The sequence below is a fragment of the Rheinheimera faecalis genome (assembly GCF_021290965.1).
GTDB lineage: Bacteria > Pseudomonadota > Gammaproteobacteria > Enterobacterales > Alteromonadaceae > Pararheinheimera > Pararheinheimera faecalis.
The window spans coordinates 256,897-269,735 of record NZ_JAJOYT010000001.1; the positions used below are offsets into that span (position 1 = coordinate 256,897).

Below are 12,839 nucleotides of genomic sequence, written 5' to 3' on the forward strand. Positions count from 1 at the left end.
GGAATGGGCCTGACTCATGAGCGGCGGGGGATTAATAATAAGCAACAGCCCGAAGCAATCAGCATCCAGCCTAGCCAGGCTGGTACACTAAATTGCTCTGTTTCTTTAACTGACAGTTCGAGTGAACCAATTTCTGCAGTCTGGCGGCTCGTGGTGTAACTAAAGCTATGGTAAAACAACGAAGAAATGCCCAGCAGGATCAATACCACCGCCAGTATTCTCATTAGTTTCATCAGAGGCCCCTTAATCAGAGCCTGCGTCTTTGCAGTACACGCAGCACGATAATCACCAGCGCAACGACCAGTAACAAGTGCAGCGCGCCGCCTAACGAGTAGGATGACACCATACCGAGGAGCCATAAGATCACGAGGATTGCGACAATAGTTTCTAACATAGGGGTACTCCAAAGATGGATGAAAGATCCCACTTTGAGCCCGCTGCGATGGGCGGTCTGTGCGTTAGCGTACTTATAAATAAAAAGCCCTGAAACAGAGTTCAGGGCTTGGCCTTATTATTTAATCAGAGTGTGTTATCAGAGCGTTTTGTTGCTGTAATAGCTGTGGATCAATTCACGCCAAGTGCTGTCAGCCATATCGGGCCAGTTGTCTTTATCAAAGCCTGGAGCGTTTTCTAAGCGGTCTTTTTCAATATCCAGCGTAAAACGTTTGTTTTCTGTGTCCAGGATCAGTGCATTCCATGGCACTGCAAATAATTTTTCGCCCATGCCTAAAAATGATCCAAAAGACAATACGGCATAACTGATTTTGCCGCCGCTCATGTCCAACATAATTTCTTTGATATCACCGATTTTTTCATCACGATGGTTATAGACATCATTACCGAGCAGTGTTTCAGCGCCCATCAGGCCTGGGCCCGGACCCATATTGCCGTTCGCGTGCATGCTACTGTTTTTATAAATGCCATACTGGTCTTTATCGTTGTAATTCATGGATAACTCCTTGAGGCTTTCGCCTGAGCTGCCGGCGCAGCGGCACGATACCGGACCATGAGTCTGGCCCGTTCGGCCGCAAGGTTCAGTTCGTCAACGAACACAGGCGACATCTTGATGGAAAGATCCAGGCAGGAACTGTGGTTGTTTGTCGAGTAAAGTGCGATAACAACTACAGCTGGCTTTTTCCAGCGCAGGGCGGTTTAAAATATGGATTTGGCCTCTGTGGTAGTCGATGATCTTTTTCTCCAGTAAAGAACCCGCAGCCTCGGTCACACTGCTGCGCCGGACTCCTAACATAAAAGCTAAATACTGGTGAGTCAGAAAAAATTGATCCCCTCCGGCTCTGTCGTGAGTCATCAACAACCAGCGCGCTAAACGCGGTTCAGTTTCATGGTAATGATTGCAGCAGACTAAGCGGGTGAGCTGAACGACATAAAAAGCCAGGTACTGTTGCAGGATTTGCTGCAGCTTTACACAACGTTTTAGTTCAGCGTTAAAAGCCTGATGTTCTATTTGCAACGCCAGGCCGTGGCCCTGCACTATGGCCTGAACCGGAGAGGTCTCTACGCCAATAGAGACTAAAGCCCCTAATATGCCTTCGTTACCGATCAGACCTACTTCTAAGCGCTGGTTCTGTTGCACTGAGGTTAAAATTGAAATGTAACCAGACAAAGGTAAATAGACAAAACCACAGTTTTTACCTTCTTCACACAACACCTGGCCAAAGTGCATTTCGATCGTTTTGCCGTGGCGCATGACAGCTTGTTGCTCTTCGTCAGACAGTTGTTGCAAAAGTTTGTTTTGCGGTGGGTCTGTGTGCATCAGATGGGCCTTTATCAGAAAAGATAAAAAACAGTTTGTTTGATTGTGTTAGAGATTTCTGTTCGGCACAGCACCAAACTATCTGCTTGGAGTGATGACGCACAGAGCAGCATTGAGATGTTTTGCTAGGTTGAATTTTTAGCCGTCAGGACCAGAGGATGAAAACCGATCTAAAAAGGAAAAGCATGGGGCTGGGGAATGCAAAAAGGACTCAGCTATGACAAAGGCTCCAGATGCGAAGCCTGTTCCGGCAACCGCAGATCTGACTGAGAAAAATGACTTGTGTTTAAAGCCCTCTTATCTGCGAAAACTTCGAGACAGGTTAAAGCGGGCATTAAAGCAGCAGGAAAAAAGAACAGCTAAAAATTCAGACTGATGTTTTTCGACATACTGACTTTGCGTCAAACCACGTCATCAAGGCGAGATCCACTTTTTCCGGTTTATGTTGGATACCAGACCGAATAGCCAGTTTTTATTCGCCAGGATGGGCTTAGGGTAGGTAACCCTTTTATTGATTTATCTGCCTTAACTCACCATCAATTAAAAGAGGTATGCACTAATGAACATGAAGAAAATTCTATCCACTGGCGCTTTGGTCTGTTTGTTTGGCACCGTATCAGGTTTGGCTTTTGCAGCAGACAAAATCGATGCAGATGACTTTGTTGAGGAAGTTTCAGCAAAAGGCATTGCGGAAGTCGAAGGCGCCAAAATGGCGCAGCAGAAATCTACCTCTGCTGATATCAAAGCTTTCGCACAAAAAATGGTTGCTGATCATTCAGCTGCCAACGCGGAACTTGCCAGCATCGCCAGCCGGAAAAATCTCGAAGTATCTGATGAAGCGGAGCTAGCCAACAAAGCCAAGAAATTCATGTTGGAACAACGTGATGGCGAATCCTTTGATGAAGCTTATGCCAAAAATCAGGTTTCGGCGCACGAAGACACTATTGAATTATTCCAACGGGCTTCTATTTCTGATGATGTCGAGATTGCAGCCTTCGCAAATAAAACCTTACCTGCACTGAAGCAGCATTTAAAAATGGCAAAAGAGCTGGCTGTGACGCACGACAAGGAATAAGTTTTCCTATGTCTGCCGGTGGTGAATTTTACCGGCAGGCAACTTTTAGCCTATTAGAAATAACCAACTTCCCAGGCCCATGTATTCGCATATAACAAGAGGCTTTTTAAGGGCATTGATGTCAGGAACATAGGGAAGGGGATAAAGAAAAATCGGACCACAACAGCAGTAGAAACAGCCAACTGATGCAGTGATCTGGCGGTACAAACTTATACTTTGGCGGTATTTTTAGACCAGGGCAGTAAACGGTCAGACTCTTTGCGCACTACGGCGTAACATTCACAGCTTAAGTTCTCAAGTTTAGCGCGGTTGAGTACCTGAATATGACCTCTGTGGTATTCGATTACTCCCAAGCGTTGTAAACGACCGGCGGCATCTGTCACTCCTTCCCGTCGTACGCCCAGCATGTTCGCTATCAGCTCCTGGGTCATCACCAGTTCGTTGCCTTCGAGCCGGTCGAGCGATAACAACAACCAGCGGCAAAGTTGTTGATCAATCGAATGGTGGCGATTACAGACCGCAGTTTGTGCCATTTGGGTGATCAGGGCCTGGGTGTAACGCAGCAAAGTGTGCAACAAAGCGCCATGGCGATTAAATTCGTCCTTTAAACGCTGACCTAATAAGCGGTAGGCCTGACCTGCGCTTTGCACTATGGCTCTGCTGGTGGTGCTTTCGCCGCCCATAAAAAGAGCGACTCCTATTAATCCCTCATTGCCTACAACGGAGATTTCTGCAGAAGCGCCACTTTCCATCACATACAACAATGAGACAATTGAATTGGTGGGGAAGTAAACATAACGTAGCGTATCGCCGGATTCATACAAGACTTTGCCTAGAGGTAACTCAATTAATTCCATGTGAGGAAGTAATCTTTCCTGAACATCGGCGGGCAGTATAGCGAGCAGACGATTTTGTTTTGGGCCTTTTGTTTGAGGCATCTAAAACTCCATGTATAGATTTGCGATCGACACCGATCAGCATCAGCATCAGCATCAGCTATTACTACCCTGAAGTCTGTACGCCGTCGAACATAGAGTTATTCTTGTAATTATTGCTTTCTAATTCATTGCTTTAGTGCTTTTTTATTCCTGGGCTTTGGTCTTTTTTTGTAACCAGTGTTGGCCCAAAGTTAAAGCCACAGACCAGAGTAAAGCTGATTCTTTGCCATGAAGTTTGTTTTTTAACATCATCAGCCAAGGCGCCCCGCCTGACAACTGCTGTTGCAGCAATTTCATACCCAAACTGCGTGGAAACTGGTCGTTATCTTGTTGCTGCTGTGGTCCTAGCTGCTGCTGGATCAGATGACGTTGTTGTGCCATTTTCTGCCGCAATAGCAGGATCTGAACTGGTAAGGGTAGAGGTTTCTCTGTATTCATACCTGGCGCCTTAGTAGTTTCATATCTGTTATAAACTCCTGGAAACTCCCGCTAAAGGCACTTTGACCTTTTTTGCCTAAGCGTTGGATCAGAAAAAAGCAGGCCAGTGCTAAAAAAGTGAAGACTACAGGTAAAGTCCAGATGAAGAAGGTAAAACTTTCATTATTTCGATTCAGATAAAGCACTGCAAAACCTGCAAACAAGAATGCCAGAAACACAAAACTGATACTCAATACACCGCAGAGCATAATCCATTGCAAACGGCGTTTTTCCTGTTGCCATTCCAAATGTAGCAATTGACCATGTAAACCCAGTTGAGTCATCAGTTGCGGACTTGCTCTGTCGAGCAACCATAACCAACGGGCAGGATCAAAACCTACAGAGCCTGTAGTGGCATTTTCCATTTCAGGTGTCGACATGCGAACTCCATTCAAAAAAACCGACCTCAAAGGGTCGGTAGACATCGTATTACTTGGAACCTGAACCGCTGCAACGGGCAACAAACACACCCAGCACGAAGCTGACTGCTGCACAGGCAGCAATAGACTGCCATGGTTGCTGATGCACATAACGGTCTGTTACTTCAGCAGAATGACGTGCTTTGGCCGCAAAGTTGTGGCCTATATCTTCCACTGATGCTTTGGCTGTAGCGACACGTTCAGTCAGCTTTTTCTTAGCCTGCTCAAACTCCGCTCCTGTTAATGAAGTGGTGGTTTTCAGTAAGTCTTCGATATCGGCAATGAAATTATGGAATTCATCTGTTAAAGCCGGGCCGCTCTGACTTGAGTTTGGAGCTGCGCCATCGGTACGAGTTGGCATAAGTACATCCTTTTATGTGGGTGGCAATCTGTTCCTTGAAAAATCTGACCTTCAAATCCTTTTGCTCAGAGTGAAGGGCCAGACTATAGCACCTAAACAGCCTTGTATGTGGGTCAAAGCACAAAGTAGCTAATTAACTTTGTTTTAAACTTTTTATTTTGTCTTTTTTACAGGAGAAGTAAGAATTCTATATGAGCGCCAGCGCACCGAACACTTTGATCGGAGGGTTCAGTATGCAACAACAGGCAGACTCGTATTGGCTGAGTTCCGGCAAGGGTTCTGCTGTTTGTTGTTGTTTTTTTGATTATTGATCAGGGAGTTACCATGTATATATCTACCTATCTGCCCACCTGTCTGTCGAACCGGTACCCACAGATCCGCAAAACCCTGTTGCTGTTAAGCCTAAGTGCTTTGCTGGCATCTTGTGCTTCGGCGCCAGAAGCTCCTGTGAGCCAAATCCAGGCGGCGGAACAAGCTATTGCTGCAGCCGAACGCATCACTGCAAGTGATTATGCGTTACCAGAGTTATTAGAAGCCCGAGCGGATTTAGTTTCAGCCCGCGCAGCGGTTCAAAAAGAAGACATGTTGGCTGCACGTCGTTATGCCGAGTTATCTCAGGCTGGTGCTGAGCTGGCGTCTGCCCGTGCCGGAGAAGGAAAAGTCCGTGCTGTGATTGATGATATGCAAAAAAATATCGATGTATTAAAGCAGGAAATGCAACGTAAAACAGGACAAATGCAATGAGAAATTTAGCAGGTACAACCCCGATACTAGTGCTGGTGGCTGGTGTAATGACGTTAAGCGCCTGTAGCTCAGCCGTTGTTAAACCAGACGGCTCCTATGCGGTACGACAAAAACTGACTGCATTGCAAGCCGATCCTAACTTAAGCAACAGAGCTGTGTTGCCAGTGCAACAAGCTGAAGCTGCAGTATTGGCAGCAGAACAACCGACCAAAGATTTGGCTCTTGCCAGCTACAGAGTGAAACTGGCGGATAAAAAAGTTGAAATTGCAAAAGCAGTGGCCCAAACCAGTTACCTGGATGAGCAATACAAAACGCTGGGCGCACAACAGGCGGATGCCCGTTTGGACTCCAGAACTCAGGAAGCTGATTCAGCACGTTATGACGCTAAATTAGCCAGACAAGATGCAACGGCTGCCGAAGCTGAATCAGAACTTGCCAAACAGCAGGCTCTGGAATTACAGCAACAAATCGCAGAACTGAATGCCAAAGAAACTGAAAGAGGTTGGGTCGTGACTTTAGGGGATGTGCTGTTTGACACAGGCCGTGCTGAACTTAAAGAAGGTTCGTTGAATAATTTGTCGAAGCTTTCTGCCTTTTTAAATCGTTATCAGGACCGCAAGGTTCAGATTGAAGGTCATACCGATAGCGTTGGCAGTTCAGATTCAAATCAGGGTTTGTCAGAACGCCGGGCTAATTCAGTACGACGTTATCTGGAAGCTCAGGGGATTGCATCGGACCGTTTAAGCGCTGCAGGACTGGGCGAGAACTCACCTGTCACTGACAATGATTCAGCCACCAGCCGTCAACAAAACCGCAGGGTAGAAGTCATTATCGCTAATACTGCTTCTGCACCAACAAGCCCGTAACAAGGCAATGGGAGCGTTTTGATGAAAACTGCAACCAAACAAAAAAGCCAGGCAGCGACATCCGCTGCCGGCGATCGGATTGCGCAAGAACAATTCTGGCTAAGACACCTGGATGAGGCGCAGCAGTGCTGGAATAAATTATCCAGAGAACAATTGCTGCAATCACAAGGAATGCCTCACCGACTTAGCCGTTTATTGCAGGAACATTATGATTTATCACGGGAGCAGGCTGATCATCAAATCAGTCGATTTAAAGAAAGCTGTGAGTTGTGCCCCTCTGCGATTCAGTCAGGCAGCGGCCAGGATATAAGTTAAATACTTTCATCTATCTATGTGCGTTATCGCACGAACAGCTGAATTTTTGTACTGCATCGTAAGTTAGCAGCGCCTAATGAATGCTACAAAGTATAAGGAAGTCTTTGATGAGTACGCTAATTACCGATCATAAATTACTGCGCCAGCATGCCAGAAAGCATGTTGAGGCGGGTGCTGCGTTATCGCAGTCACTACTTTTTAGCCAAAGGTATCCATGCCAATACAGTAGCTGCTGAATTTCTGGAACACTCAAACGAAGAGTTACTGCATGTGGATTGGTTGGCTGCCCGCATAGTTCAACTGGGAGGCGAGCCCGATTTTTCACCGCAGGGAGTGATAGAGCGAGGTCAGTCGGTGTTTGGTACTGCTCAGAATTTGTATGAAATGATTAAAGAAAATCTGATTGAAGAGCGGGTCGCTATCGATCATTACAAAGAGCTGCTGTTATTTATCGGTGATGACGACCCGACCAGTAGTGCACTGATCCAAAACATTCTGCAAACCGAAGAAGAACACGCGGATGAACTGGCCAGCCTGTTATGGGGACTGCCGGAGCAGCACAACTAAGGTCGTAATTAAGTAACGCCAAGTATATATAACCGCAAGTTAATGGAGCAAAAGCTCAATGAAGCGACAGGAAAGGAATCTATGAAAACAGATCAACAATTGACACAGGACATTCAGGCAGAGCTAAAGTGGGATAGTGCTGTGCATGCAGATAAGGTGCAGGTTTTGGTGCATGGAGGCATAGTGACTTTATCGGGGAAAGTGGCCTCATTGGCTGAACTCTGGCATGTGCAATGTGCGGTACACAGAGTCTATGGTGTGCAGTCGTTGGACAATCAACTGGTGGTGGCGTTGCCTCATCAGCATGTGTACCAGGATGCGGACTTAACACGGGTTGCTGAATCGGTCTTGCAGTGGTCCAGTCATATTCCGCCTCATGGCATTGAGTTAACTGTCTCTATGGGATGGATTAACTTAACAGGTGAAGTGGCCTTTGATTATCAGCGCCGTGCTGCAACTCAGGCTTTGCGTTATCTGGCGGGTGTGCGAGGTGTGACCAATCAAATTCGTTTAACCCCGAAGAATGTGGCTGGAACAGTAAAAAAAGATATAGAAACAGCCTTGGCCAGGCAAAGTCAGGGGGTTGAACCCGCTATTCAGGTGGAAGTCATTGAGTCTGATGTGGTGCTGACTGGCACTGTGAGCAGTTGGGCTGAGCACGACAAGGCCCTGGTGTCTGTTTGGAGTACACCTGGAGTCTCTCATATTACCGATCATATATACGTGTTGTAAGCTCGCTTTTATCTGCTCTTTTCCTTACTTTCCTCCGCTGTGTTGGCGCTAAAATCAGATCTAAGTGATTGATCTGTTTTTTGCTTTTTGGCCGTTACAACTTGTTACCCTTTTAGCAGGACTGAAACTTCTGACTGTTTTATAGTGGCGTTAATAAAAAAGTATCTATGCTTGCTTGAACTACCGGATGGGTCTGGACCATGAAAACTATAAAACTAACTCTCATTGCCTTGTGTATTGCCACTACCTTAACGGCTTGCTCCAAGCCTGAAGTGGCTAAAGTGCAGGAAGAAAGTGTCAAACCATTACAATTGGTGTCGCAGGATTTGCTCACTTTATCTGAAAGCTCCCTGGCCAGAGGCCCTGTGATTTCGGGCTCATTACAGCCAGTGGTGAAAGCCGAACTGAATGCAGAAGTGTCCGGTATCGTCATGCAGGTGTTAAAAGACAATGGTGATGCAGTTAAAGCTGGTGATGTGCTGGTGAAGCTGGATCAAACCACCTACCGAGACAAATTATTGTCCGCCCAGGAAGCTGAACGTTCAGCTGTGGTCACACTGGAGCAGTCCAATCGTCAACTCAAGCGTATGCAGTCTTTATCTAAACAAAGCTTAGTCACTCAGGAAGGACTGGAAGCTGCTGAAAATAAAGCCAATCAGGCCCAGTCTGATTTAGCTTCAGCCCGCGCCCGTTTAGTTGAAGCCCGTCAGCAGATGGAAAAAACTGATGTCAAAGCACCGTTTTCCGGTGTAGTGGCTACCCGCAAAGTGTCAGCCGGTGATACAGCTCAGATTGGCAAGGGCCTGATGGTACTGATTGACCCTGCCAGTATTCGTTTTGAAGGTTATGTGGCTGCTGATCGTGTCGGTCAGGTGAAAGTCGGCAATAAAGTGACTTTTAAGGTCAATGGCTACAGCGGTCAGTTTTTTACCGGCACAGTAGAGCGTATTAACCCATTGGCCAATGAAAGCACCCGTCAGGTTCAATTGTTAGTGAGCATGGACTTAAAAGAGCAGTCTCTGGTGGCGGGGTTGTATGCTGAAGGTCATGTTGAAGCGCAAAACAGCAATGCGCTGATGGTGCCTGAATCTGCCCTTATCCGTGAAGGTGATAAAAACTTTGTCTGGCAATTTGCTAATAATGAGCTGAAAAAGACTGAAGTGGAATTAGGCAGTAAAGACGAAAGGTGGGGCACTCAAGAGGTGTTGTCTGGTGTCACTTCAGGCGCGCAGATTTTACGTCATCCACAAGGGGCTTTGACCGATGGTGGTAAAGCTGAATTGGCAGTAGCAGCTTCTGATACGCCGGATCAAACCGCAGCCAAAGCCAGCGCAGGAAACTAAGCCATGTTTTTATCTGATTTTAGTATCAAACGCCCTATGGTGGTGGTGGCTATTACGCTTGCCATGATGATTTTTGGTTATTTTGCGATGACCAATTTGAAAACTAACCAATTCCCCGATGTACAGCCTCCTGTGCTGGTGATGACTATTCCATACCCAGGAGCCTCGCCCGAAACAGTGGAACGGGAAATACTGAACAGAGTCGAAGATTCGATGGCGACTATCACAGGTATGAGAGAACTACGTTCTTATGCCCGTGATTCTAATGCTGTCATAGTGGCGATTTTTGAGTTTGATAAAGACCTGATTGAAGCCTCACAGGAAATGCGTGATGCAGTGGCTGTGGTACGTGACAAACTACCCACTGAAATGAAAGAACCATTCCTTCGCCGTGAAGACCCCAATGCTTTCCCTATTATGTCTTTGGCTTTGTCGTCTAAATCCATGGATCCAATAGAGTTGTCGCAACTTGCTGAACATCAGATAGCCCGTGAAATTCGTGCTGTGCCTGGTGTGGCTCTGGTGAATCTGGAGGGTGAAAAAGAGCGCGAAATGACAGTGTTCTTAAACTCCAATGCGATGCGTGAAGCCAACATTTCAGCTATGGATGTGGTCAACGCCTTACGTGCGCAGAATATTGCAGCTCCTGTAGGCCGTGTTGTCAATGGCATGGAAGAGCAGGGTATTCGTATTCAGGGCCGTCTACGTGATGTGCGTGAATTTGAACAAATGGTGGTTAAACGTAATGGCGATCAGGCCATTCGTTTAGAGCAAGTGGCTGAAGTGGTGGATGGTGCAGCAGAGCAGCGTCGTTTATCCATTTTTAACGGCGTGCCTTCTTTAGGTATTGACGTGATTAAGGCCCGTGACGCTTCTACCATCAGCGTCACAGACGATATCAAAGCGAAAATTGAACAGCTAAAGAAAACCTTACCTGCTGATTTTGAATTAGTGGTGGTACGTGATTCGGGTGAAGACGTAGCGGCCAGTATGCGCAACGTCACTGAAGCTTTATCCATGGGTGCCTTGCTGACTATTATTACCGTCTTCGTGTTTCTGAACTCCTGGCGTTCAACTTTAATTACGTCATTAGCTTTACCCACTTCTGTACTGGCGTCTTTTATCGCAGTCTGGGCTTGCGGTTTTACGCTGAACTTTATGTCGTTGCTGGGCTTGTCATTGGCCATAGGTATTTTGATTGACGATGCGATAGTAGTGCGGGAAAACATAGTGCGTCATATGGAAATGGGCAAAGACAATATGACGGCGGCCCGCGACGGTACACGTGAAATTGGTATGGCTGTTATCGCGACCACTATGTCTATTGTGGCAGTGTTTATTCCTATCGCTTTTCTGGACGGTATTACCGGTCAGTGGTTTAAACCTTTTGGCTTAACTGTGGCTTGTTCTGTGTTGGTATCTTTGTTTATCTCCTTTACGCTGGATCCGATGATGTCTGCCTACTGGCACGACCCGGACCACGATAAACACGCTAAACGCCGTGGACTAGGTAAAGTACTGCAGAAGTTTAATATCTGGTTTGATCATCAGGCAGAGCGCTACTCCAGGGTGATTGGCTGGGCACTGAAGCACCGCAAGTCGATGTGGCTGCTGGCTTTTGGTTCATTTTTCGGTGCTATTTATCTGCAAGGTGCTCATGGTGGTTCTGGTTTTCTGCCAGAAACCGATGATGGCGGAGTGATTATCTCGGTGCGTGCGCCTTCAGAAGCCAGTATTGAATACACCAGCATTAAAGCTGAGCAGGCTGCTGCTATTGCCCGCCAGTTGCCGGAACAGTTGTATACCCAAACTACGGTAGGTACTCAGGGCAATATCACCCGGGCACAGATTTTTGTCCGGCTGAAAAAAGAGTATGAACGCGACCGTAACTCACGTGAGATTGCCGCAGAATTGCGCGCCAAAATAAAACAGCTGGTGGGTGCTGAATACACAGTGTCCGCTGACTTAAACGGCGGTGGTGATGGCAAGGCGCTACAAATTCAGTTCCGTGGCCCGGATAGTCGGGTGCTGGAAGGTTTAGTGCTGGATTTTGTTGAGAAACTTAAAACTGTGCCTGGCGCTGTGGACGTTGGTTTGTCGGCTCAGGATCCAAAACCAGAGTTACAAATTGAGTTTAACCGTGGTTTAGCTTCAAGCCTGGGCTTGTCTATGGGCGATGCCGCTAATGCTTTACGTCTGGCTTTTGCTGGTGCTGAGATAGGTGACTGGATAGATCCAACAGGGGAAACCCGTAACGTCTATGTCCGTATTAAACCGGAAGAGCGTATGACAGTACAGGATCTGGAACGTTTACCCCTGTTATCTAGCATGACAGGCGCTATGATCCCACTGGAGCAGGTGGCCACTGTGACTATAGGCAAAGGTCCTGCAGTGATAGAACACTTAGACCGTGAAAGTATGATGGCGGTCAGCGCCAACGTTCAGGGGCGCAGCTTCGGTGAAGTGGACTCTGATGCGAAAAAACTGCTGAAAACCATTCCATTCCCACCTGGTTATGACGTGGTGTCTGGTGGTCAAAGCCGTGATCAGGAAGAAGTTTTTGGTAGCATCTTTGGCGCACTGGGTTTGGCCGTGATGTTGATGTATCTGATTTTAGTGGTGCAGTTCCACAGCTTCCTGGCACCGGTCTCCATTATGATGTCCTTGCCGTTATCCTTAATTGGTGTGGTGTTGTCCTTGCTTGTTGCAGGCGCAACCTTAAACCTGATGAGTTTAATTGGGGTTGTGATGCTGATGGGTATAGTAGTGAAAAACGGCATTTTGCTGATTGACTGTGCCCGTAAAAAAGAAAGTGAAGGTTTAGGGCTGGAAGAAGCATTAATTGCTGCTGGCCGTGAGCGTTTACGTCCTATCCTGATGACCACTTTTGCTTTGGTGGCTGGTATGTTACCTGTGGCTATTGGCATTGGTGAAGGCGCAGCCTTCTACAAACCTCTGGGGATTTCAGTCATAGGTGGTGTACTCACCTCGACTGTACTGACCTTGTTGGTGGTGCCAACTTTCTACGACAGTCTGGAGACCTTTAAACGTAAAGTGAAAGCCAGATTTAACCGTAACAGAAAACCAGCGCCTACGGGTTATGATGTGCCGCTGACCTCTAACTAAGTCATATGGATTAAACACAAAAGAGCACTTCGGTGCTCTTTTTTTTGGCTGATAAAAGTTGAGACTCTTCTATTCAACGAAGCAAATTGTGCTTTTATCACA

Annotated in this window: 16 protein-coding genes; 8 read left to right on the plus strand and 8 right to left on the minus strand. The window is 46.8% G+C overall.

Annotated elements, in window-relative coordinates; translation table 11 throughout:
• Positions 1 to 14 precede the first annotated feature (14 nt).
• The 4 genes from LSG34_RS01155 to LSG34_RS01170 all read right to left on the minus strand — a co-directional run bounded on the left by LSG34_RS01155 (position 15) and on the right by LSG34_RS01170 (position 1,774).
• Complete coding sequence (locus tag LSG34_RS01155; protein WP_233006992.1) at positions 15 to 233, minus strand: hypothetical protein; 219 nt, start codon at positions 231 to 233, stop codon at positions 15 to 17.
• Between the two features lie 14 nt (positions 234 to 247).
• The gene (locus LSG34_RS01160) at positions 248 to 394 is read right to left on the minus strand and encodes a lmo0937 family membrane protein (RefSeq protein WP_152342847.1); all 147 of its coding nucleotides are present in this window, start codon (positions 392 to 394) and stop codon (positions 248 to 250) included.
• 138 nt (positions 395 to 532) lie between these two features.
• Positions 533 to 949, minus strand: coding sequence for a PRC-barrel domain-containing protein (locus LSG34_RS01165; RefSeq protein WP_233006993.1), 417 nt, complete (start codon positions 947 to 949; stop codon positions 533 to 535).
• 93 nt (positions 950 to 1,042) lie between these two features.
• The gene (locus tag LSG34_RS01170; RefSeq protein ID WP_233006994.1) at positions 1,043 to 1,774 is read right to left on the minus strand and encodes a Crp/Fnr family transcriptional regulator; all 732 of its coding nucleotides are present in this window, start codon (positions 1,772 to 1,774) and stop codon (positions 1,043 to 1,045) included.
• A gap of 559 nt (positions 1,775 to 2,333) precedes the next feature.
• Here LSG34_RS01170 and LSG34_RS01175 point away from each other — a divergent pair.
• Complete coding sequence (locus tag LSG34_RS01175) at positions 2,334 to 2,849, plus strand: DUF4142 domain-containing protein (RefSeq protein WP_233006995.1); 516 nt, start codon at positions 2,334 to 2,336, stop codon at positions 2,847 to 2,849.
• A gap of 209 nt (positions 2,850 to 3,058) precedes the next feature.
• On the opposite strand, the gene LSG34_RS01180 is transcribed toward LSG34_RS01175, so the two are convergent.
• The 4 genes from LSG34_RS01180 to LSG34_RS01195 form a co-directional block, all read right to left on the minus strand.
• A complete protein-coding gene (locus LSG34_RS01180) occupies positions 3,059 to 3,787 on the minus strand; it encodes a Crp/Fnr family transcriptional regulator (protein WP_233006996.1) in 729 nt (242 codons plus the stop codon).
• A 144-nt stretch (positions 3,788 to 3,931) separates the two neighbouring features.
• Complete coding sequence (locus tag LSG34_RS01185) at positions 3,932 to 4,225, minus strand: hypothetical protein (protein WP_233006997.1); 294 nt, start codon at positions 4,223 to 4,225, stop codon at positions 3,932 to 3,934.
• The gene (locus tag LSG34_RS01190) at positions 4,222 to 4,644 is read right to left on the minus strand and encodes a phage holin family protein (RefSeq protein ID WP_233006998.1); all 423 of its coding nucleotides are present in this window, start codon (positions 4,642 to 4,644) and stop codon (positions 4,222 to 4,224) included. The genes LSG34_RS01185 and LSG34_RS01190 overlap by 4 nt, the downstream gene beginning before the upstream one ends.
• A 49-nt stretch (positions 4,645 to 4,693) precedes the next feature.
• A complete protein-coding gene (locus tag LSG34_RS01195; RefSeq protein WP_233006999.1) occupies positions 4,694 to 5,044 on the minus strand; it encodes a DUF883 family protein in 351 nt (116 codons plus the stop codon).
• A 324-nt stretch (positions 5,045 to 5,368) separates the two neighbouring features.
• Here LSG34_RS01195 and LSG34_RS01200 point away from each other — a divergent pair, with 324 nt between their 5' ends.
• The 7 genes from LSG34_RS01200 (at position 5,369) to LSG34_RS01230 (ending at position 12,737) form a co-directional block, all read left to right on the plus strand.
• On the plus strand, positions 5,369 to 5,788 hold the full coding sequence (locus LSG34_RS01200) for a DUF4398 domain-containing protein (RefSeq protein WP_233007000.1): 420 nt from the start codon (positions 5,369 to 5,371) through the stop codon (positions 5,786 to 5,788).
• Complete coding sequence (locus LSG34_RS01205) at positions 5,785 to 6,654, plus strand: OmpA family protein (RefSeq protein WP_233007001.1); 870 nt, start codon at positions 5,785 to 5,787, stop codon at positions 6,652 to 6,654. The genes LSG34_RS01200 and LSG34_RS01205 overlap by 4 nt, the downstream gene beginning before the upstream one ends.
• A 21-nt stretch (positions 6,655 to 6,675) precedes the next feature.
• Positions 6,676 to 6,969, plus strand: a complete 294-nt coding sequence (locus tag LSG34_RS01210; protein WP_233007002.1) for a hypothetical protein — start codon at positions 6,676 to 6,678, stop codon at positions 6,967 to 6,969.
• 147 nt (positions 6,970 to 7,116) lie between these two features.
• Positions 7,117 to 7,536, plus strand: a complete 420-nt coding sequence (locus LSG34_RS01215; RefSeq protein WP_233007003.1) for a ferritin-like domain-containing protein — start codon at positions 7,117 to 7,119, stop codon at positions 7,534 to 7,536.
• 81 nt (positions 7,537 to 7,617) lie between these two features.
• The gene (locus LSG34_RS01220; RefSeq protein ID WP_233007004.1) at positions 7,618 to 8,268 is read left to right on the plus strand and encodes a BON domain-containing protein; all 651 of its coding nucleotides are present in this window, start codon (positions 7,618 to 7,620) and stop codon (positions 8,266 to 8,268) included.
• A 200-nt stretch (positions 8,269 to 8,468) separates the two neighbouring features.
• Positions 8,469 to 9,611: an efflux RND transporter periplasmic adaptor subunit gene (locus LSG34_RS01225; RefSeq protein WP_233007005.1), complete on the plus strand. Its 1,143-nt coding sequence runs from the start codon at positions 8,469 to 8,471 to the stop codon at positions 9,609 to 9,611.
• Between the two features lie 3 nt (positions 9,612 to 9,614).
• Positions 9,615 to 12,737 carry an efflux RND transporter permease subunit gene (locus LSG34_RS01230; RefSeq protein ID WP_233007006.1) on the plus strand — a complete coding sequence of 1,041 codons (3,123 nt, stop codon included), beginning with the start codon at positions 9,615 to 9,617 and terminating at the stop codon, positions 12,735 to 12,737.
• Positions 12,738 to 12,839 lie beyond the last annotated feature (102 nt).

Coding starts and splice junctions, on each gene's coding strand:
- LSG34_RS01155 (WP_233006992.1), bottom strand. CDS start 233: ATGAAACTAATGAGAATACTGGCGGTGGTATTGATCCTGCTGGGCATT.
- LSG34_RS01160 (WP_152342847.1), bottom strand. CDS start 394: ATGTTAGAAACTATTGTCGCAATCCTCGTGATCTTATGGCTCCTCGGT.
- LSG34_RS01165 (WP_233006993.1), bottom strand. CDS start 949: ATGAATTACAACGATAAAGACCAGTATGGCATTTATAAAAACAGTAGC.
- LSG34_RS01170 (WP_233006994.1), bottom strand. CDS start 1,774: ATGCACACAGACCCACCGCAAAACAAACTTTTGCAACAACTGTCTGAC.
- LSG34_RS01175 (WP_233006995.1), top strand. CDS start 2,334: ATGAACATGAAGAAAATTCTATCCACTGGCGCTTTGGTCTGTTTGTTT.
- LSG34_RS01180 (WP_233006996.1), bottom strand. CDS start 3,787: ATGCCTCAAACAAAAGGCCCAAAACAAAATCGTCTGCTCGCTATACTG.
- LSG34_RS01185 (WP_233006997.1), bottom strand. CDS start 4,225: ATGAATACAGAGAAACCTCTACCCTTACCAGTTCAGATCCTGCTATTG.
- LSG34_RS01190 (WP_233006998.1), bottom strand. CDS start 4,644: ATGTCGACACCTGAAATGGAAAATGCCACTACAGGCTCTGTAGGTTTT.
- LSG34_RS01195 (WP_233006999.1), bottom strand. CDS start 5,044: ATGCCAACTCGTACCGATGGCGCAGCTCCAAACTCAAGTCAGAGCGGC.
- LSG34_RS01200 (WP_233007000.1), top strand. CDS start 5,369: ATGTATATATCTACCTATCTGCCCACCTGTCTGTCGAACCGGTACCCA.
- LSG34_RS01205 (WP_233007001.1), top strand. CDS start 5,785: ATGAGAAATTTAGCAGGTACAACCCCGATACTAGTGCTGGTGGCTGGT.
- LSG34_RS01210 (WP_233007002.1), top strand. CDS start 6,676: ATGAAAACTGCAACCAAACAAAAAAGCCAGGCAGCGACATCCGCTGCC.
- LSG34_RS01215 (WP_233007003.1), top strand. CDS start 7,117: ATGCCAGAAAGCATGTTGAGGCGGGTGCTGCGTTATCGCAGTCACTAC.
- LSG34_RS01220 (WP_233007004.1), top strand. CDS start 7,618: ATGAAAACAGATCAACAATTGACACAGGACATTCAGGCAGAGCTAAAG.
- LSG34_RS01225 (WP_233007005.1), top strand. CDS start 8,469: ATGAAAACTATAAAACTAACTCTCATTGCCTTGTGTATTGCCACTACC.
- LSG34_RS01230 (WP_233007006.1), top strand. CDS start 9,615: ATGTTTTTATCTGATTTTAGTATCAAACGCCCTATGGTGGTGGTGGCT.